17 protein-coding genes are annotated in these 18,252 nt (G+C 72.6%); 9 read left to right on the top strand and 8 right to left on the bottom strand.

Annotated elements, in window-relative coordinates; all coding sequences use genetic code 11:
- Positions 1-56: 56 nt before the first annotated feature.
- The 3 genes from lon to ABZU53_RS27405 all read right to left on the bottom strand — a co-directional run bounded on the left by lon (position 57) and on the right by ABZU53_RS27405 (position 3,097).
- Positions 57-2,387 (bottom strand): endopeptidase La, encoded by a 2,331-nt coding sequence (lon, locus tag ABZU53_RS27415; RefSeq protein ID WP_355068358.1) that lies wholly within the window; start codon positions 2,385-2,387, stop codon positions 57-59.
- Positions 2,388-2,425: 38 nt separating this feature from the next.
- Complete coding sequence (locus tag ABZU53_RS27410; RefSeq protein ID WP_355068357.1) at positions 2,426-2,707, bottom strand: hypothetical protein; 282 nt, start codon at positions 2,705-2,707, stop codon at positions 2,426-2,428.
- A gap of 72 nt (positions 2,708-2,779) precedes the next feature.
- On the bottom strand, positions 2,780-3,097 hold the full coding sequence (locus ABZU53_RS27405) for a manganese catalase family protein (RefSeq protein WP_355068355.1): 318 nt from the start codon (positions 3,095-3,097) through the stop codon (positions 2,780-2,782).
- Here ABZU53_RS27405 and ABZU53_RS27400 point away from each other — a divergent pair.
- Together ABZU53_RS27400 and ABZU53_RS27395 are read left to right on the top strand one after the other, a co-directional pair.
- Positions 3,096-3,242, top strand: coding sequence for a LuxR C-terminal-related transcriptional regulator (locus ABZU53_RS27400; RefSeq protein WP_354858985.1), 147 nt, complete (start codon positions 3,096-3,098; stop codon positions 3,240-3,242). The genes ABZU53_RS27405 and ABZU53_RS27400 overlap by 2 nt on opposite strands.
- 155 nt (positions 3,243-3,397) lie before the next feature.
- Positions 3,398-3,745, top strand: a complete 348-nt coding sequence (locus ABZU53_RS27395; protein ID WP_007460530.1) for an Lsr2 family protein — start codon at positions 3,398-3,400, stop codon at positions 3,743-3,745.
- A 108-nt stretch (positions 3,746-3,853) separates the two neighbouring features.
- Here the strand turns inward: ABZU53_RS27395 and ABZU53_RS27390 are convergent, their stop codons facing one another.
- From ABZU53_RS27390 to ABZU53_RS27380, 3 genes are all read right to left on the bottom strand, one after another.
- Positions 3,854-5,173, bottom strand: a complete 1,320-nt coding sequence (locus tag ABZU53_RS27390; protein ID WP_355068353.1) for a hypothetical protein — start codon at positions 5,171-5,173, stop codon at positions 3,854-3,856.
- Between the two features lie 294 nt (positions 5,174-5,467).
- Positions 5,468-6,334: a hypothetical protein gene (locus tag ABZU53_RS27385; RefSeq protein ID WP_355068352.1), complete on the bottom strand. Its 867-nt coding sequence runs from the start codon at positions 6,332-6,334 to the stop codon at positions 5,468-5,470.
- A gap of 106 nt (positions 6,335-6,440) precedes the next feature.
- A complete protein-coding gene (locus tag ABZU53_RS27380; protein WP_355068351.1) occupies positions 6,441-8,057 on the bottom strand; it encodes an Ig-like domain-containing protein in 1,617 nt (538 codons plus the stop codon).
- Positions 8,058-8,307: 250 nt separating this feature from the next.
- On the opposite strand from ABZU53_RS27380, the gene ABZU53_RS27375 reads away from it, so the two are divergent.
- The 4 genes from ABZU53_RS27375 (at position 8,308) to ABZU53_RS27360 (ending at position 11,254) form a co-directional block, all read left to right on the top strand.
- Entirely contained in the window at positions 8,308-9,390 is a 1,083-nt protein-coding gene (locus ABZU53_RS27375) for an Asp23/Gls24 family envelope stress response protein (RefSeq protein WP_355068349.1), read from the top strand.
- The gene (locus ABZU53_RS27370) at positions 9,387-9,947 is read left to right on the top strand and encodes a hypothetical protein (protein ID WP_355068347.1); all 561 of its coding nucleotides are present in this window, start codon (positions 9,387-9,389) and stop codon (positions 9,945-9,947) included. Before ABZU53_RS27375 ends, ABZU53_RS27370 begins: the two co-directional genes overlap by 4 nt.
- A gap of 163 nt (positions 9,948-10,110) precedes the next feature.
- Positions 10,111-10,668: a hypothetical protein gene (locus tag ABZU53_RS27365; protein WP_355068345.1), complete on the top strand. Its 558-nt coding sequence runs from the start codon at positions 10,111-10,113 to the stop codon at positions 10,666-10,668.
- 193 nt (positions 10,669-10,861) lie between these two features.
- Entirely contained in the window at positions 10,862-11,254 is a 393-nt protein-coding gene (locus ABZU53_RS27360; protein ID WP_355068343.1) for an FKBP-type peptidyl-prolyl cis-trans isomerase, read from the top strand.
- A 132-nt stretch (positions 11,255-11,386) separates the two neighbouring features.
- Here the strand turns inward: ABZU53_RS27360 and ABZU53_RS27355 are convergent, their stop codons facing one another.
- Positions 11,387-11,809, bottom strand: coding sequence for an STAS domain-containing protein (locus tag ABZU53_RS27355; protein WP_355068341.1), 423 nt, complete (start codon positions 11,807-11,809; stop codon positions 11,387-11,389).
- A gap of 201 nt (positions 11,810-12,010) precedes the next feature.
- Between ABZU53_RS27355 and ABZU53_RS27350 the strand changes: the two genes are divergently transcribed.
- Positions 12,011-13,027: an SMP-30/gluconolactonase/LRE family protein gene (locus ABZU53_RS27350; RefSeq protein WP_355068339.1), complete on the top strand. Its 1,017-nt coding sequence runs from the start codon at positions 12,011-12,013 to the stop codon at positions 13,025-13,027.
- A 108-nt stretch (positions 13,028-13,135) separates the two neighbouring features.
- Here the strand turns inward: ABZU53_RS27350 and ABZU53_RS27345 are convergent, their stop codons facing one another.
- Complete coding sequence (locus tag ABZU53_RS27345; RefSeq protein WP_355068337.1) at positions 13,136-14,395, bottom strand: Ig-like domain-containing protein; 1,260 nt, start codon at positions 14,393-14,395, stop codon at positions 13,136-13,138.
- A 701-nt stretch (positions 14,396-15,096) separates the two neighbouring features.
- Between ABZU53_RS27345 and ABZU53_RS27340 the strand changes: the two genes are divergently transcribed.
- Together ABZU53_RS27340 and ABZU53_RS27335 are read left to right on the top strand one after the other, a co-directional pair.
- Positions 15,097-16,071 (top strand): sugar phosphate isomerase/epimerase, encoded by a 975-nt coding sequence (locus ABZU53_RS27340; RefSeq protein ID WP_355068335.1) that lies wholly within the window; start codon positions 15,097-15,099, stop codon positions 16,069-16,071.
- Positions 16,072-16,091: 20 nt separating this feature from the next.
- A complete protein-coding gene (locus tag ABZU53_RS27335) occupies positions 16,092-18,197 on the top strand; it encodes a PQQ-dependent sugar dehydrogenase (protein WP_355068333.1) in 2,106 nt (701 codons plus the stop codon).
- Positions 18,198-18,252: the final 55 nt, after the last annotated feature.

The following is an 18,252-nucleotide window of genomic DNA, read 5'->3' as shown; positions in this document are numbered from 1 at the left end:
GCGTACATCAATGGCCCCCGCCGTCAGAAGACGGCGGGGGCCATTGGTTCGGAGCGTCAGACCTTGAAGAGCGCCGGACCGTCCAACGCCTCGACGTCGGCCGGGCGCAGCGCCAGGGCGAGCACGTCGGCCACGTCGGCCAGGGTGTGCACGGTCAGCGCCTCGCGCACCTCGGTCGGCAGGTCGTCCAGGTCCGGCTCGTTGCGCGCCGGGATGATCACCTCGGTGAGGCCGGCCCGGTGCGCGGCGAGCAGCTTCTGCTTCACCCCGCCGATCGGCAGCACCCGACCGGAGAGCGTCACCTCACCGGTCATCCCGAACTCAGGGCGGACCGGGCGGCCGGTGACCAGCGACGCCAGGGCCGTGACCATGGTGATGCCGGCGCTCGGACCGTCCTTGGGCACCGCGCCCGCCGGGAAGTGGACGTGGATCCGGCGCCCGGCCAGGACGTTCGGGTCGATGCCGAACCGCCGCCCGTTGGAGCGCAGGTAGGAGAGCGCGATGTGCGCCGACTCCTTCATCACGTCACCGAGCTGGCCGGTCAGGGTCAGCCCCGGCTCGCCCTCCATGCTCGTCGCCTCGATGAAGAGCACGTCCCCGCCGGCGCCCGTGACGGCGAGGCCGGTGGCCACGCCGGGCACCGCGGTGCGCTCGGCCGACTCCGGGGTGAACTTCGGCCGCCCCAGGTAGCCGGTGAGGTTGTCGGTGTCGACGCGTACCGGCGACGGGTCGGTCGCCAGCGTCACCGCCACCTTGCGCAGGATCTTGGCCAGCGCCCGTTCGAGCTGCCGGACGCCCGCCTCCCGGGTGTACTCCCCCGCGATCAGCGCCAACGCCTCGTCGGCGACGCTGACCTCGTCGGCGGTCAGACCGGCCCGCTCCCGCTGCCGGGGCAGCAGGTGGTCGCGGGCGATGGCGACCTTCTCGTCCTCGGTGTAGCCGTCCAGGGTGACCAGCTCCATCCGGTCCAGCAGGGGGCCGGGGATGGACTCCACCACGTTGGCGGTGGCCAGGAACAGCACGTCGGACAGGTCCAGGTCGACCTCCAGGTAGTGATCCCGGAAGGTGTGGTTCTGCGCCGGGTCGAGCACCTCCAGCAGGGCGGCGGCCGGGTCGCCGGCGTAGCCGGCGGCCAGCTTGTCCACCTCGTCGAGAAGCACGACCGGGTTCATCGAGCCGGCCTCGCGCAGCGCGCGCACGATCCGGCCGGGCAGCGCGCCCACGTAGGTACGCCGGTGACCGCGGATCTCCGCCTCGTCGCGGACGCCGCCGAGCGACACCCGGACGAAGTTGCGCCCGAGCGCCCGGGCCACGGACTCGCCGAGGCTGGTCTTGCCGACCCCGGGAGGACCGGCGAGGGCGAGCACCGCGCCGGAGCCGCGACCGCCGACCACGCCGAGGTTGCGCTCGGCCCGGCGGTTGCGCACCGCGAGGTACTCCAGGATGCGGTCCTTCACGTCGGCCAGGCCGGCGTGGTCGGCGTCGAGCACCGCCCGGGCCGCGGCCAGGTCGGTGTTGTCCTGGGTACGCGTACCCCACGGCATTTCCAGCACGGTGTCCAGCCAGGTGCGGATCCAGCCCGCCTCCGGGGAGGCGTCACTGGCCCGCTCCAGCTTGCCGACCTCGCGCATCGCCGCCTCGCGGACCTTGTCCGGCAGGTCGGCGCTCTCCACCCGGGAGCGGTAGTCGGCCGAGCCGTCGGGCTCGTCCTCGCCCAGCTCCTTGCGGATCGCGGCGAGCTGCTGGCGCAGCAGGAACTCCCGCTGCGACTTCTCCAGGCCCTCGCGGACGTCGCTGTTGATCTGCTCGGTGACCTCCTGCTCGGCCAGGTACGCCTTGACCCAGCCGACCAGCAGCTCCAGCCGGGCGGTGACGTCCGGCGCGGCGAGCAGCTCGGTCTTCTGGTCCAGGGTCAACCAGGGCGCGTAGCCGGCCGAGTCGGCCAGCTCGGACAGGTCGGTCATCCGCTCCACCGCGTCGATGACCTGCCAGGCGCCTCGCTGCTGGAGCACGGAGGTCACCAGGGCGCGGTACTCGCGGGCGAGTTCCCGGGCACGGCCGGCGGGAGCGGGTTCGTCGAGTTCGGTCGCCTCGACCCAGAGGGCCGCGCCGGGGCCGGGCACGCCGGAGCCGATCCGGGCCCGGGAAAGGCCACGGACCACGGCGGCAGGCTCACCGTCGGGCAGCCGGCCGACCTTCTCGATGGTGGCGACCACGCCGACCGGGCCGTACTCGCCGTCGATACGCGGCACGGCCAGCAGCTTGCGGTCGCCGGTCGTCCGGGCCGCGTCGATGGCGGCCTGGGTGGTCGGGTCGAGGGTCACCGGGATGACCATGCCGGGCAGCAGCACGGCGTCGGTCAGGGGAAGTACCGGAAGAGTTGCCATCGAACACCTGCTATCGCGTTGAGTTGAGCGTGTCTCACTCAAGTAACAAAGCGTTCCCCTTGTTCCGAGGTGTGACCCAGACCACTGCCCGGCGCCGGCGGGCGAACCGGCAGCACCAGCTCCCGGACCGCCCGGACGCCGCCGGCAAGCGCCACGGCGACGGGAATGGCCAGGCTGGTCAACGACAGGGCGAGCACCACCCGGGCGGGCAGCCCGACGCCGACGGCGAGCGCGGTCAACACCGTGCAGACCACAAGCTTCACCCGGGTACGCGACAGCGGGACGACGGCGGTGTCCCGGACGGGCGCGACGACGGACATGCGCTTCTCCTCCTCGTTTCCTGGGTGGGCCGGTCCCGTCCCGTGCGGGGCGGGCGACCCGACGAGACGATCTCAGGTGAGCTTGCTCGTGACGGTGTCCACGGCGCTGCCGGCCATGCCCGGGTTGGTGCCGTACAGCCGCGGGTCACCGGGCGGCAGCACCGGCTCGGGGGCGTTCGCGCGCGGATTGTCGTCGTAGCGGAACTCGCCCCTGCCGTCCGGCGCGGGCCCGGACGCCCAGCGCCCCTGGGCGGCGTCGGTGCCGGAGGAGAAGCCCAGGTAGGTGTAGCCGAACTCGTCGGTGAACTCCCCGGAATCCGGGAAGGCGTCGGGCACCGGCATGTCCTCCAGGCCGTCCTCCTTGAGCTGCTCGATGGCGGCCAGCCACATGAGCACCGTCGACGTCGCCGAGGAACTGCACGTCTCGGAACGGACGGTGAAACGGATGACCGCCGCGCTGCTGCGCAAGCTGCGGGTCTCCAACCGCGCGCAGGCGGCGGCCATCGCCGGCCACGCCGGCCTGCTTACCGATTGACGCGGCGGCAACGCCCGCGATTCCGCGTCGGTTCGCGGTTTTGTGCGCCACTCAATCGCGACGCGCCGAATGAATGGGACGCATATTGTTGCGGATTCCCCGGGTGGTAGGTCAGACTTTGGACACATCCCGCCACACACAGGGAGTAATCGGCAATGGCGAGAAAAGTAATCACGGTCCTGACCGACGACCTCGACGGCGGGAAGGCCGACCGGACGGTCGAGTTCAGTCTCGACGGCGTGGCCTACACGATCGACGTCTCGGACGAGAATGCCGGCGTCCTGCGTAAGGCGCTGGACCCGTACATCAATGCGGGTCGGCGGATCGGTCGGGGCCCGGCGGAGAACACACGGACAGTTCGGCGGCCGGGGCGACCCAGCGGCGCCGGAATGGACCGCGAGCAGAACCGGGCGATCCGGGAATGGGCCGTCAAGAACGGCTACAAGATTTCCGAGCGGGGCCGGATCCCGGTCGAGGTCGTCGAGGCGTACAAGAGCCGCTGACACACGGCAACAGCGACGGGGTCCCGCCGGAAACGGCAGGACCCCGTCGCTGTGTGCGTGGCCGGCCACCCGGGGCTGTCCACCCCGACTGGCCGGCCGACTGTCGAATCAGTTCACGTTGATGCGGATCGAGTCGAAGGCGGGGGTCTGGTTCGCCCGCTCCATCATCGGCAGACGGTGCGAGCCGTCACCGGCCCAGACCGAGCACTGCGCCGTACCCGATTCCGGCAGGCCCGGAATCTGAATGGTCACGTCGTCCGGCTGGGCGCCACCGCGACCGTCCTCGGTCGCGACGAAGAACGCCGGCACCTCCTGCGGCTCCGGCGGCGCGGTCAGGCTGTCCAGCATCCGGCAGGCGGTGTGGAAGTGACCCCGGACCAGGCCCTGGGCGTTGAGCAGCGAGCTCTCCACGTAGTAGCCGCCCTGACCGGCCGCGAGGAAGCGGTCACGGACCAGGTTCTTGGTGCTGACCCGCAGGGTGAAGGGCTGGTTGCGGCCGACCTGCTGCGGGAACTGGGTGATCAGCAGCGACGGGTTGTTGGCGGCGGCGCCGACCTCACCGAACTCGGTGCTCACGCACCGGTTGCCGTTCTGGAAACCGTTGTGCGGCTGCAACTGGCTCTCGTCGCAGTTGTTGGCCAGCACGCCGAGCCCCGCGCCCGGGGCGGTGCCGCCATTGTTCCCGCCGTTGTTGTTGCCGCCGCCGGTGTTTCCGCCACCGCCGGTGTTTCCGCCACCGGTGTTCCCACCGTTGTTGTTGCCACCGCCGGTGTTCCCACCGTTGTTGTTCCCGCCACCGGTGCTGCCGCCGTTGTTGTTACCGGTCGGCTGCACCTGGCACTCGGCGAGCTGCGCCAAACCCTGCGGACGCGGTCCGACCCGGTCGATAGCGGTCGTGATCCGGTCCAGCACCGCCTTACGCTTTCCGGCCAGCGGCTGCAGGATCGCACTGCGGATGAAATCGGCGCCCTTGTTGCCCTCGGCGGCCAGCCGTCGATCGGCCTCGGCGATCTGGGTCTGCAACTGTGCGAGATTACGGTCGACCTCGGCTCGCGCCCGATCCGGCACCTGCGGCAGCTTGGCCGCCACATCGGGACAGGCGACGGCCGAGCCGCTGCCCACCGTGCCGTCCTTGGCGTCCTCGCACTCCGCCACCGACTCCTGACCGTCACCCCAGTGGTTACGCACCCACCGACCGTTCTGCCAGGTGCGGCTGGTCGAGGCGCCACTCGGCGCGGTCGAGCCCGGGCTCGGCTCCACGCACTGCCCGGCGGCTGGCCGGGGCTTGTTCGTCCGCCGGTCCTGGGCCGACGAGATCTGGGTGACGGCGACTACTCCGCCGAAGACCACGAGCGTGCCGACAACGGCCAGCAGACGCTTGCTCCGCGCGATGCCGGGTGACCGGCGCGCCCGAGTGGACCTGCGCATCGAATTGCTCTCCTTCTCGATCCGGTAGTGGATTCCTGCCCTCGGCGGACCGACGGATGTGAGATGGCACGCCACGGCGGCGACCACCGCGACCTACCCGGTAACGTGTCGATGGCCGACGATGCCCTTTCCGCACCGTCTCCCGCGTCCGGTCGACGCGGTTGGGGAGATCCTCTTCATTCGCGCAGGAGTACGGGACGGCGACGGGGAAGGTTCAACCCGCGCACAGGAAAATTTGCTCCGCCCCCCGAGCGGATCGGGTGCGGAGCAGGGTTCAGCAGGGAAAGTGGCCGGTCAATCCGCGCAGAGGTGGTCGAACGCGAAACCGCCCACCAGCTCGTCCCGCCGCCGGCTCAACGCGACGATCTCCGTGGTGAGGTCCGCGCGCGCCAGCAGGTCCGGGCCGTCCGGCCGCACGGCGCGCAGCCGTTCGCCGACCGCGACGGTCGCCAGGTCCTCGGCCAGCCGGGCCGCGTCGACGCCGCAGGAGAAGCGCTGCGCGGTCACCGAGACCCGCTCGACCAGGCAGGCGTCCGGGCGCACCTGGACCCAGCTCCAGCCCTCCGCCGGGCCCTCGGCCCAGTGCACGTGCAGCCCGCGCACGATCGGGTCGGCCAGGCGCCCGGCCACGTACGCCTCGACCGCCGCCGCGCGGGTCAACGTGCCGAGGTCGTTCACCGGGCCGGTCCGGCCGTCCGGAAGCCGTCCGAGGATGTCGCGGAAGCCCACCGGAGCGGGCTCGTCCCCGGTGCCGCCCGCCGCGTAGGCGCGCGCGTCGACCACGTACTCGACGAGGCGCCGGCCGTGCTCGGCGGCCCGCAGCGTCGGTGACCCGATGCGCAGCACGGGCAGTCCGACGGCCGCGCTCACGGCGTCGGTGAGGCGCTCGACGCGCTGCTCGGTCGACCCGGCAGGCGGGACCGGACCGATCGCCACGGCGACGACCGACCGCCCGGTGTCGGCGGCGCTGACCACGAGGTCGAACGCCGCCCGGCTGGCCGAACCCCACTGGCTGCCCGTGACGCCGGGCGGACGCCCCTGCACCAGCTCGCTGAGCCGGCACGTCCCGTACACCCGGTGGCCGGCGCGGTCGAACAGCGCGTCGCGTCCACCATCGGCGGGCATCGCCCGCAGCCAGCCGCGATCACCGCTGCTCGTCATCTGCCTGATCCATCCGCCGGTCGGTCGAACCGCGCCGAGTCTAGGCGGTCGATCACCCGTCCCGGTGGAGCGGCCCGGCCGGCTGCGGAGCGCCGAGCCCGCTGCCCTAGCGGCAGACCGCCGTGACGACGACGGGGGCCTGCGGCAGGGTCGGCGGACGGCAGTTCCCCGGCGCTGCCGGCCGCCAGGCCGCCGCGACGTTGTGGACCGGATCCTCCGGCCGGTACGCGGCCCACCGGGACAGGTCGTTGCCGCCGTTCAGGCCACTGGCCAGCAGCACACTGGGGGAACCAATCCGGAGCGCGGCCAGCAGCAGCCGCATGCCGACCGTCGGATAGCCGAGCGCGGAGCATGCCTCGTCACCCTCACGCCAGCACGTCCAGGCGAGGGTCGGGTCGGCGATCGCCCGATCCGGGTACGGCGCCGAGAAGAGGTCGAATACCACCGTCTCGCCGAAGATGGTCCGACCGACGCTCTCCCAGAAGTCCATGGCGTACGCGGCGTCGGGCATCGGCTTGGCGCAGACGGCACGTTCGTCCCGGCAGGTCGCCTCCGGCCCGGTGTAACGGCCGTGGCTCCAGCCGAGAGCGACGATGGGCGTGATGCCGGCGGCCGTCAAGCGTTGCGTGTACGCGACGATCTCCTGTCGGTACGGCTGAGCGCCGTAGCGGGGGTCCACGTACGACAGGCCGAGCCAGCAGGCCTCGTTGAGCGGGACGTACGCCGCCTGGACGCCGCGTGCGACGAGCCCGGCCACGGCGGTGGCGTCGACCGGGCCGTCCCAGATGCCGCGCCCCTGCACGCAGCGGGCCTCCGCACCGGTGCGGACGAGCGGCGTCAGGCGTCGAGGGGCGGCCGCGTCAATGACCGGGGAGATGCCCCAGAGCTGGTCGCGCACCACGCTGACGTACGGCGCCTGCCGCTCCTCGCCCGGTGTCAACACGCGGACGAGCGACATCCCGTTGATCTGCGTAGCGCCCTGGTCGTCGTACGCTCGGGCGTAAAAGCTGTAGTAGCCGGCCGGCAGGTCACGCCACCGGGCGGTGTACGGCGCGGTCGTGTCGGTGCCGAGCGGGGCGAGATCCGCCTGGCTGCTCGAGCCGAAGAACTCGACGCGGGTGATCCGCCGGCCGGGCGCGGGCGTGGCGGCGGCTTCCACGGTGATGGTGGCCGGGGCGAAGAAGTGGTCCCCGCCTTCCGGCCTCGTGATCTGGACGGACGGCCGGTTCGGGTCGGGGCCGGGGCTGGGTGATCCGCTCGGCTGCGGACTCGGCGAGACCGGCGGCGGGCTCGACGGGGGCGTCGGCGTGGGCCTGGGCAGCACGGTCGTGCAGGTGACGCCGTTGAGCCTAAAGGTCTGCGGCCCGCCGATCCGCACCCCGTGCGTCATGACGAATGGAAAGGACACCTGCTGGTCCGCCGGCAACGTGACACCGGGCAGGTTGCGGATCGTGACCTGCCCGCCGTGCTGTTCCCAGCGCACACCGTCGACGTTCTTGATCTGCTCGGTCGGGTAGCGCAGCGGGAAGCTCAACGTCCACTTCGTGAGTGGCTGACCGACGCTCAGCACCGTGAGGTCGCCGCGCAGCATCGACGGGTACTGGTAGCGAACCTGGAGCTGCGCCGCACACCCGCTGGCGGCGGACGCCGGGAGGACCACGGCGAGAACACCCGAGGCGGCAGCGAGCGCGGCGACGGCCAGACAGACGACCCGGTGCCTCATCAACGACCCCCGTCATCGACATTCGTCACTAGGATCGTCGTCCTGACCGGCGCCGGACGTCAAGGCCGGCGCCGCCGCGCGCCCAGGCGGCACGCGGAGCGGGGTCGCCGGTCCGCCTACTCGGCGGCGCCCATGACCAGGCCCTCGACAGGCTCCTGTGACCTGGATCACATGCGGGTCGTGTTCCAGGACGCCCGGCGAGGTGTATCCAGCGAGGTCGCCCGTAGCGGACCGGCTGGGAGGTCAGCGCATGTCGCGTCAGCAGTTCGGCACCCTCGCCGCGCGCGGGCCGGGTCCTCGCCGACCCCGGGGGGAGCGCCCGCGTCGACCTCGCCAGCCGCGCCCCGCCGGTGATCCGACCATCCGCCGCCGACCGAACGCCGACCGAACGGGACGACACCACAGACTTCCCCCGCGCCCCACCCCCACCCGTTCCACCCCGAACGCCGACCCGACCGGCGGCGGGCCGCGCCCCGCCGCGCACCGACCGGCCGGCGAAAACGGCGCGGCCCAGGTCGGGCGGATCGCGGCCGACGCGGCCGGACGGGTGCCGGGCGTGTCCGACGTCCGCCCGGCCACCGTCCGCGTGGGCGACCGGTCCGTGGGCCTCGACCTGAACCTCATCATCGAGTACGGCCACCGCGTGCCCGCCGTCGCCGACGCGGTCCGCCGGGCGGTCGCCGAGCAGGTGCTCGCCGGCACCGGCCGCGCGGTGGCCGCGGTGACGATCACGGTGCGGGACCTGGTGGTGACCGGCTCGGACGACGACGCCGCGCCACGCCCACCGGTCGCACGCCCCGAGCTGACCACGGCGACCGCCAACCGGGTGGCGTCCGCGCTGCTGGCTGTCGCCCTGCTCGTCGGCGGCGTCCTGCTGGCCGCGCAGGCGCTGCTGGTCACGCTGGGTCGCCCGACGCTGCTGCTCATCCGCCCCGGGTGGTACGGCGCGCTGACCACCACCCGGTGGCACGATCCCGGCGTACGGGCAGCGGCCGCCGCCGCCGCACTGCTGGGCCTGCTCGTCCTGACCGCCCAACTGCGCCGGTGGACGCCGGTCCGACTGCGAGTCGACCCGCGCGACGGCTGGCACCTGCACCGGCGGTGCGTGGAACGCCGGCTGACCGACGCGGCGGACACCGTGCCGGGCGTACGCGGAACCCGGGTGCGGGTCCGGCGCCACGGCGACCGGTGGCGACCCCGGTTGCGCGCCACCGGCGACCCGGCGGCCCGTGCCGAGGTCGAATTCGCCGTGCGCCAGGAGCTGCGTCAGCTCGCCTCGCCACGCGCCGACCACGTCGACGTCCGGCTGCTGCCCCGCCGGCGGCCGGCATGACCGATGCCGCGCACCGCCTGCTGTGGACGATCGTCGCGCTGCTGCTGGTCGCCGGCGGTGCGACCGCGCTGGCAGCCAGTTCCGGCACGCTGCCGTTCGGCGACCCCGACGCGGTCCTGCTCGGCGGCGGGCTGGTCGACGCGTGGCGGCTCGCGACGCCCTGGAGCACCCTGGCCGCGGCGGTCGGCGGGCTGCTGACCGCCGTCGCCGGCCAGCGCCTGCTGCACCGGGCGCTACGCCGACCCGACCGGGCCCTGCGGGGCACGCTGAGCCGCCCCGGACGCCTGCCCGGTCGCACCCGAATGGCCAGTGAGGTGCTCGTACGCGCGCTGGAACGGGACCTGCTGCGCGCGCCCGGGGTGCACCGGGCCCGGGTGGTGCTCACCGGCACGCCACCGCGCCCCGACGTGTGGGTCCGGGTGGACCTGACCAGCGACGCCCGCGCCGCCGGAGTCCGCGAGCACGTCCACGAGTCGGTCCGCCGATTCGCCACGACGGCCGGCTGCCAACCCGCACACCTCGACGTGACGGCCCGGATCGCGCCGGCCCGCCCCTGAGCCGGTCGCCGCCGAGGCCCCACCAGACGACCACCCCGAACAGCAGGGCCGTTGGGGGTCCAAGGTCCCGGGCCGGTGCGGTCCGTCGGCCCTGCCGAGGGCGCCGCCGCGAGCGTCTGATGGAGATGCCACCGGGAAGCGCGGTGCGAGGCAGAGAAGGGACGTGGACACCATGACCGCGACGATCGAGCGGACCACCGCCGAGACCACCGCTCCGGCGACCGGCACCACCCGAGAGAAGGCCACCCGGTACGTCCTGGCCGGCACCCGGATGGCGCTCGGCTGGATCTTCCTCTGGGCCTTCCTCGACAAGCTGTTCGGCCTCGGCCACGAGACCGGGTCGAAGAACGCCTGGATCAACGGGGGCAGCCCCACCAAGGGCTTCCTCACCTTCGGGGTCGCCGGCCCGTTCAAGGACGTCTACACCGGCATCGCCGGCGCCGCCTGGGCCGACTGGCTGTTCATGGCCGGCCTCGCCGGGATCGGCATCGCGCTCCTGCTCGGCGTCGGCATGCGGGTCGCGGCCGTGGCCGGTGGGCTGCTGCTGGTCCTCATGTGGACCGCCGTCCTGCCTCCGGAGAACAACCTCTTCATGGACGACCACCTGATCTACGCCGCGGTGCTCGCGGTCCTGGCGCTGGTCGACGCCGGCGACACCTGGGGCCTCGGGAAGCTCTGGGCGAAGCTGCCGATCGTCGCGCGGGCGCCCTGGCTGCGGTGAGCACCACCGCACCGTCGCACGGCGGGCGTCACCCCCGGTGACGCCCGCCGGGACGCGTACCCCAGGTCGGTGATCCGGGGTCGGGTCCGGGCGCGTCGGGGCAGGTGGCGGGTCCGCCGCACATCGGTGACGCGCTATCCGGCAGGATCGACGGTGACCGGACACATCACCCAACACGGCAGGAGGTCCGCGCATGAACCAGGCAGCAGGCGCCCGATCGGGCAAGCCCGAGGTGGGTCCGATCGAGGGTGCGCCGCCGGCCGACCTCGTGATCGAGGACATCATCGTGGGCGACGGCCCGCAGGCCGAGCCGGGTCAGTTGGTCAGCGTTCACTACGTCGGCGTGTCCCACTCCACCGGCGGCGAGTTCGACTCGTCCTGGAACCGGGGCGAGGCGTTCGAGTTCCCGCTCGGCGGCGGTCAGGTCATCGCCGGCTGGGACCAGGGCGTGGCGGGGATGCGCGTCGGCGGCCGTCGCCGCCTCACCATCCCGCCGCACCTGGGGTACGGCGACCGCGGCGCTGCCGGCGTCATCAAGCCGGGCGAGACGCTGATCTTCGTCGTCGACCTGCTCGGCGTGGGCTGATCGAACGTGGCAGGGGTCGTTCGGCTCGATGCCGGGCGGCCCCTGAGCGCGCCCGCTGCCGGCGTCAGACCGCTGGTCGGCGTGCGCACGTCCGCGTTTCGGACGGGGCCCCTGCTCACACCGCGGTCAGCGTCAGGCGGCCAGCACCAGGCCGCCGGCCGCGGCCGGCGGACGACGGGCGGCCTCGACCAGATCGGCTGGCACCGGACGACGGGCGGCCTCGACCACCCGGCCGGGCTCGAGGATCGGCATCACCCGGTGCAGGCCGGTGGCGCGCAGCACCCGGGCCACCACCGGGGTGGGATCGACCAGGACCAGCTCGCCGCCCCGGGCCCGGACGCGCAGGTGCGCGGCGAGCAACGCGCGCACCCCGGCCGCGGAGAGCAGGCGCAGCCCGGACATCTCCAGCTGCACGACCGGCCGTGCCGGCGCGGACCACAGAGCGGACCGGAAGGCGGCAACGGTGGCGATGTCGACCTCGCCGGCCACCCGCACCTGGACCACCTGGTCACCGACGCTGACCTGCACGTCGATCCGGTCGCTGCGCTCTTCCATGAGGTGAAATCTAGCCCCCACCACCGACAGTTTCGCCCCTCCGCGGAGTGATCCCGGGTACGCCCAGGGTCATCCCCCGATGTGCCCCTCATCCCGCTAGGGGTGGAGGCCAGGGCCCTCGCGGTCGGCCGAACGGCCAGGTGCCGCGCCGCGTGCACGGCGCTCCAGGCCGACAGGGCATCGGCGGTGGAGAATGACCCGATGGTGATCCCCCGGCCCCGGCCGCCACGGCTGATCCGTCCCGTCCGCGAACCGGCCACCGTCCCGCCTCCGCTCAACGGCGTGTGGGCGGCCACGGACCGCCGGCTCGACCAGGTCGACCTCCTGCCCCTCCCCCCGGGGGCCGTCGGGCCGGAGGACGTGCTTGTCGACCCGAGCGGCCGGGTCATCAGCGGCGACGAGGACGGCAACATCTGGTGGTGGCCGGCCGACGCGCCGGCCGGCACCCGACCCCGGCTGCTGGCCGAGACCGGCGGCCGGCCGCTCGGCATCGAGGCGGATCCGTCCGGGGAGGCGCTCATCGTGTGCGACGCGTACCGCGGGTTGCTGCGGGTCACGCCGGACGGGGCGGTCCGCGAGCTGACCGGCACGGCGCCGCCGGTGCACCTGGCCAACAACGCGACGGTGGCCCGCGACGGCACCGTCTACTTCACCGACTCGTCGGACCGGTTCCCGGTCTCGCACTGGAAGCGGGACCTGCTGGAGCACCGCCCCAACGGCCGTGTGCTGGCCCACCACCCGGGCAGTGGACGCACCGAGGTGGTGGCCGACGGGCTGTACTTCCCCAACGGGATCGCGCTGACCCCCGACGAGTCGGCGCTGATGCTGGTCGAGACCACCACCCACCGGCTGCTCCGCGTGGAGTTGCGCGGCGGGGTGCGGGTGCTCGCCGACCTGCCCGCGTACCCGGACAATCTCTCCGCGGTGGGCGACGGGACGTACTGGATCGCCCTGCCCAGCCCCCGGGTGCCCATCGCCGAACGGCTGCTGCCGCACCCGCGGCTGCGCCAGCTCGCCGCTCTGCTGCCCGACGCGATGCAGCCGCAGCCGCGCCGCTACGGGCTGGTCGCGCTGGTCGACGGCGAGGGCACGGTCCGTCGTACGCTGCACGGCCCGGCCGGGAACTACTGGATGATCACCGGGGTACGACAGCACGGCGACCAGCTCTGGCTGGGCAGCCTCATCGGGCCCGGCGTGGCCCGCGTACCCCTGGGATGACCGCCTGGCTCGCGCCCGGCGTGTCGGGCGGTGGCCGACCCGGACGCGGCCGGGGTGCCTGCACGGCGAACGGGCCGACCCACCGCGACGGTGGGTCGGCCCGGTGCCTCAGCGCCCGCTGATCGAGGGCGCCGGCGCGGGTGACCCGCCGGCCACCGCGCCCGGGTGCGCCGGGGCGACCGGCGCGGGCTTGAGCCCGGACGGCACCGGCAGGGCGCTGCCCTTGACGAACTCGTCCCAACTCACGTTCCACGCCGTCCAGCCGTTGCCGGGTTGCAGGTCGACCTCGGTGCCCTTGACGGTGACCAGGTCGCCGACCTGGGTCACCCCCATCAGCCAGTCCGCGGCCGTGGCGGAGACGTTCGCGCAGCCGTGCGAGGTGTTGGTGTAGCCCTGCTCGCCCTCCGACCAGGGGGCCGAGTGGATGAACTCACCACCCCAGGTGAGCCGCTGGGCGTCGTCGACGTCGACCACGTAGCCGCCGTTCGGCTCACCCCGGGTGTCGAAGGTGGTCCGCTCGTGCTTCTCCATGATCACCATCTTGCCGCTGGAACTGGGCGTGCTCGGCTTGCCCAGGCTCACCGGGATGCGGCGCACCAGCTTGCCGTCGCGCAGCACCGTCATCTGCTTCGTGGCGTTGTCGATCTCCAGCGAGACCTGTTTCCCGATCTTCGAGGTCGCGGTCCGCTCGGCGTCCCCGACCAGGTTCTTGCCGATCGGCAAGCCCTCCAGCCCCGCACGGACACTGATCGTCGTCCCCGGCCGCCAGAAATCGGGCGCCCGGTAATAGACCTGACTTCCGTCGTCCAGCCACGACCAGGTACCCGGCTGCGGCGGATTCGTCTTCACGAACAACCGGCGCTGCACATCCGCCCTGGCCTCTTTCGGAATTCCCGGGTCGAACGCCACGGTTACCGGCATTGCCGTGCCGTACGTCCGGTTGCCGACGAAATAGAGGGTGCTGGTGATCTGCGGCTTCGTGGACTTCGCCATCGTGGTGAACGTGGTCGTCCGCGTCGTGGTCGCACCCGAGTCACCGGTCGCGGTCACCTCCGCGGTGTACGTACGCCGAGCTGCCAGCGGCGCGCTCGGCACCCAACCGGAGCCGTCCTCGCGCGGCTCCGCCTTGACCTGCGCGCCCTTGTCGTCGGTGAGCCGGACAGCGGTGACCCGTCCACCCTTGACCACCGCGCCGACCTCGGCGCTGATCGGAACGTCCCGGGTCTTGTCCCCCGGTGTCACGGTGAGCTCCGGCGCCGCGACGTGTCCCTTGGCCGGCCCGTCCCGGTCGGCGGTACATCCGGCCAGCACGAGCGGTGCGGCCGCGATAGCTACCGCCAACAGCGTCAATCGCCGCCTAGATGTCATGTTCAGTCCCCCCGTTTTCGACTGCCCTCCGCCACATTCTGTCGGCCCCGACAGGAGTATCCAGGGCCTTCGGAAATAATCGGCGGCGCATTTATCGGCGCATTTTCCGACCCTGCGCCGGTTGGCGAGAAAAACGCACGAGTGCCGCCTTGAGGCACGTCCGCACTCCCGCACGTCACCCGACCCGCAACGTCCGGTCCCACCCCGACCCCGCCACGCCCGCACCTATCGCCGTCGTTGCACGACTCGCGCCCCGCGCCCCGCGCCCCGCGCCATCGGGGATGGATCTCCGCGACGGACCGACCAATCGGCGAGCGGGGCTTCGGACGGTGCGCCCCTCAGGTCGCGCTCGGCCCGGAGAGCGTGCGAGGCGGGCATGACGGGTCGGGGCGGCTGCCGCACCTGCTGGGAGGACTTTTGTCATTTGAAGCGAAACTTCTGCTCGTCGAGACGAAGCTTTGCCTTTGTCCGGAGGCAAGGGTAAGGTCGGCTTTCAGATAGAAGGTTGCCCATTCGTCAATCAGCCTGCCTGCCTCCCTTGCCGGGTCGGCCGCGGTCCCCCTCAGGGGCGCCGACCGCCCCGAAGCGTCGTCCTCACCGTCCAGCCGGAGCGCGCCTCCGGCCGGTTCGGCGCGCCCCGGCAAAGGCAGCCGGTCGACAGCTGCCGACGGCACACCAGCCGTCAGGAAGGGACCACCACCATGGATCACCAGACCAACCGCTCGGAGCCGACAGCGACCTCCGAGTCGGTCAGTCGGCGCGGACTGCTGCGCGCCGCGACCGTCTCCGCCGCCGCCGTCGGCGCCGCCGGGCTCCTCGCCGGCCCGGCGAACGCCGCGCCCGCCGGCGACACCGCCGCCCGGGGCCAGTCCCACGGCCGGCGTCGGGTGCCGGTGGACCGCATCAGCATCCAGCTCTACACGGTGCGCGACCAGCTCGCCGCCGACCTGCCGGGCACCCTGACCGCCCTGCGGCACATCGGTTACCGGCGGGTGGAGCACGCCGGCTTCGTGGGGCGTACGGCGGCGGAGTTCCGGGCCGCGCTCGACGCGGCCGGGCTGCGCGCCACGTCCGGGCACACCGGCATCCCGCAGCCGTTCGACGCCGCCACCTGGGAACGTGCCCTCGCGGACGCCAACACGGTGGGCTGCAAGAAGATCGTCCACCCGTACTTCGGTCGGGACGCCCAGGGGCGTCCGTACCGGGACCCCGCCGTCTACCGTGCCCTGGCCCGGGATCTCAACCAGGCGGGCCGGCTGGCCGAGCGCGCCGGGCTCGATTTCGGCTACCACAACCACCAGTTGGAGTTCGTGCCGCTGACCGACGGCTCGACCGGCTTCGAGATCCTCACCGGGCAGACCGATCCCCGGCTGGTCCACTTCGAACTCGACCTGTACTGGACCTGGCGGGGCGCACACGACCCGGTCGACGTGATCCGGGCCAACCGCGGCCGGATCCGCCAGGTGCACGTCAAGGACCTGGACGTCGAGGGCGGCTTCGCGGACCTGGGCGACGGCGTCATCGACTTCAGCCGGATCTTCGACCACGAGCGGGAGGCGGGCATCGAGGAGTACATCGTGGAGCGCGACGACGCGGGCACCCCGCCGCGCGCCCCCGCCGACGCCCTTGACACCGCCCGGGTCGGCTTCGACTACCTCGCCGCACTCCGGTACTGACCACCTCGGGGGACTACCTGATGATGAACCGGACCGCTTTCCTGTCCGCCCTGCTCCTGGTGTCGGCCGGCCTGGTCGCGCCGACGACGGCGGCAGCCGCCGCGCCGGCGGCCCCGCCGCCGGACAGCAGCTTCCAGAAGGTGACGCTCAACGACTTCCCCGGCGAGCCGATGAGCCTCGCCGTCCTGCCCGACCTGCGGGTGCTGCACACCTCCCGGACCGGCGAGGTCCGCATCCACGACCCGCGCACCGGGCTGAACACCATCGCCGCCGACATCCCGGTTTACGAGCACGACGAGGAGGGGTTGCAGGGCGTCGCCATCGACCCGAACTTCGCCCAGAACAAGTGGGTGTACCTCTACTACTCGCCGCCGCTGGACACGCCGGTGGACGACCCGGCGACCCCCGACGTCAACGAGGGGGACGCGCCGGCGGTCGGCACCGAGGCCGACTGGCAGCGGTTCCGGGGCGCGCTGCGGCTGTCCCGGTTCAAGCTGGACGGGATGAAGCTGAACCTCGCCAGCGAGCAGCAGATCATCGACGTGCCGACCGATCGGGGCATCTGCTGCCACGTCGGCGGCCAGATCGACTTCGACAGCAAGGGCAACCTGTACCTGTCGACCGGTGACGACACCAACCCGTTCGCCTCCGACGGCTACGTCCCGATCGACGAGCGGGCCGACCGCAACCCGGCGTACGACGCCCAGCGCACCGCGGCCAACACCAACGACCTGCGCGGCAAGCTGCTGCGCATCAAGGTGAAGGCCGGTGGCGGTTACACGGTGCCGGCCGGCAACCTGTTCAAGCCGGGCACGGCGCAGACCCGCCCGGAGATCTACGCGATGGGGCTGCGCAACGCGTTCCGGTTCGCCGTCGACCGGCGTACGGACAACGTGTACCTGGGCGACTACTCCCCCGACGCCTCCACCGCGAACCCGGCGCGCGGGCCGGCCGGACACGGCCGGTGGATGCTGATCGACAAGCCGGCGAACTACGGCTGGCCGTACTGCGTGACGCCGACGATCGCCTACCGCGACTACGACTTCGCCACCGGCGAGTCCGGTCCGAAGTTCAACTGCAAGCGACCGGTCAACGACTCACCGCACAACACCGGCAAGCGGCAACTGCCGCCGGTCCAGGCCCCGCAGGTCTGGTACGCGGCCGCCGCCTCGGCCGAGTTCCCGCAGCTGGGCACCGGCGGCATCGCCCCGATGGGCGGCCCAGCGTACGACTACGACGGGACCAGCACGTCGCGTACCCGGTGGCCGGCCTACTACGACGGGGTGCCGCTGTTCTACGAGTGGACCCGGGACTACATCAAGGAGTTCCGCCTCGACTCCGACGGGGACGTGCAGGACATCCGGCCGGTGGCGCCGTCGCTGGTGGTGGACAACCCGATGGACATGGAGTTCGGTCCGGACGGCGCGCTCTACGTGCTGGAGTACGGGGACGGCTACTTCGCCGAGAACCCGGACGCCCAGCTGTCCCGGATCGACTTCGTCCGCGGCAACCGGACGCCGATCCCGAAGATCAGCGGTACCCCGACCGTCGGGCAGGCCCCGCTGACCGTCGCGTTCTCCAGCGCCGGCACCACCGACCCGGACGGTGACAAGCTGAGCTACGCGTGGGACTTCAACGCGGACGGCTCGGTGGACAGCACCGACGCCAACCCGACCTGGACGTTCCAGGAGAACGGCTCGTACACGCCGACGCTGAAGGTGACCGACCGCACCGGGCGGTCCGCCTCGGCGACCCTGCCGCTGCTGGTCGGACCGACCGCGCCGATCATCGAGTTCGTCGCCCCGGTGGCCGGGCAGCCGTTTGAGTTCGGGCAGACCGTCGCGTACGAGGTGAAGGTCACCGACGACCTGCCGGTGGACTGCTCCCGGGTGAAGGTCACCTACGTGCTCGGGCACGACCAGCACGGGCACCCGCTCTCCACGGCGACGGGGTGCTCCGGGACGATCCCCACCTTCGTGGATGGTGGGCACAGCGGCGCGGACAATCTCACCGCGGTCTTCGTCGCCGAGTACACCGACGCGCCGACGGAGCCCGGTGTGCCGCCGCAGACCGCCACGGCGACGGTCGTGCTGGATCCCACCCCGGTGGCCGGCCTGGCCGGCTGACCCACGCACGACGAGCGGCGGCGGCCGGGGGGCACACCCGCCGCCCCCCCGTCGC

Origin of the sequence: Micromonospora sp. NPDC005194 (assembly GCF_040608335.1) — a bacterium.
GTDB lineage: Bacteria > Actinomycetota > Actinomycetes > Mycobacteriales > Micromonosporaceae > Micromonospora.
The sequence above is the reverse complement of the archived record's forward strand: the minus strand, read 5'-3'. Positions and strand labels throughout refer to the sequence as shown.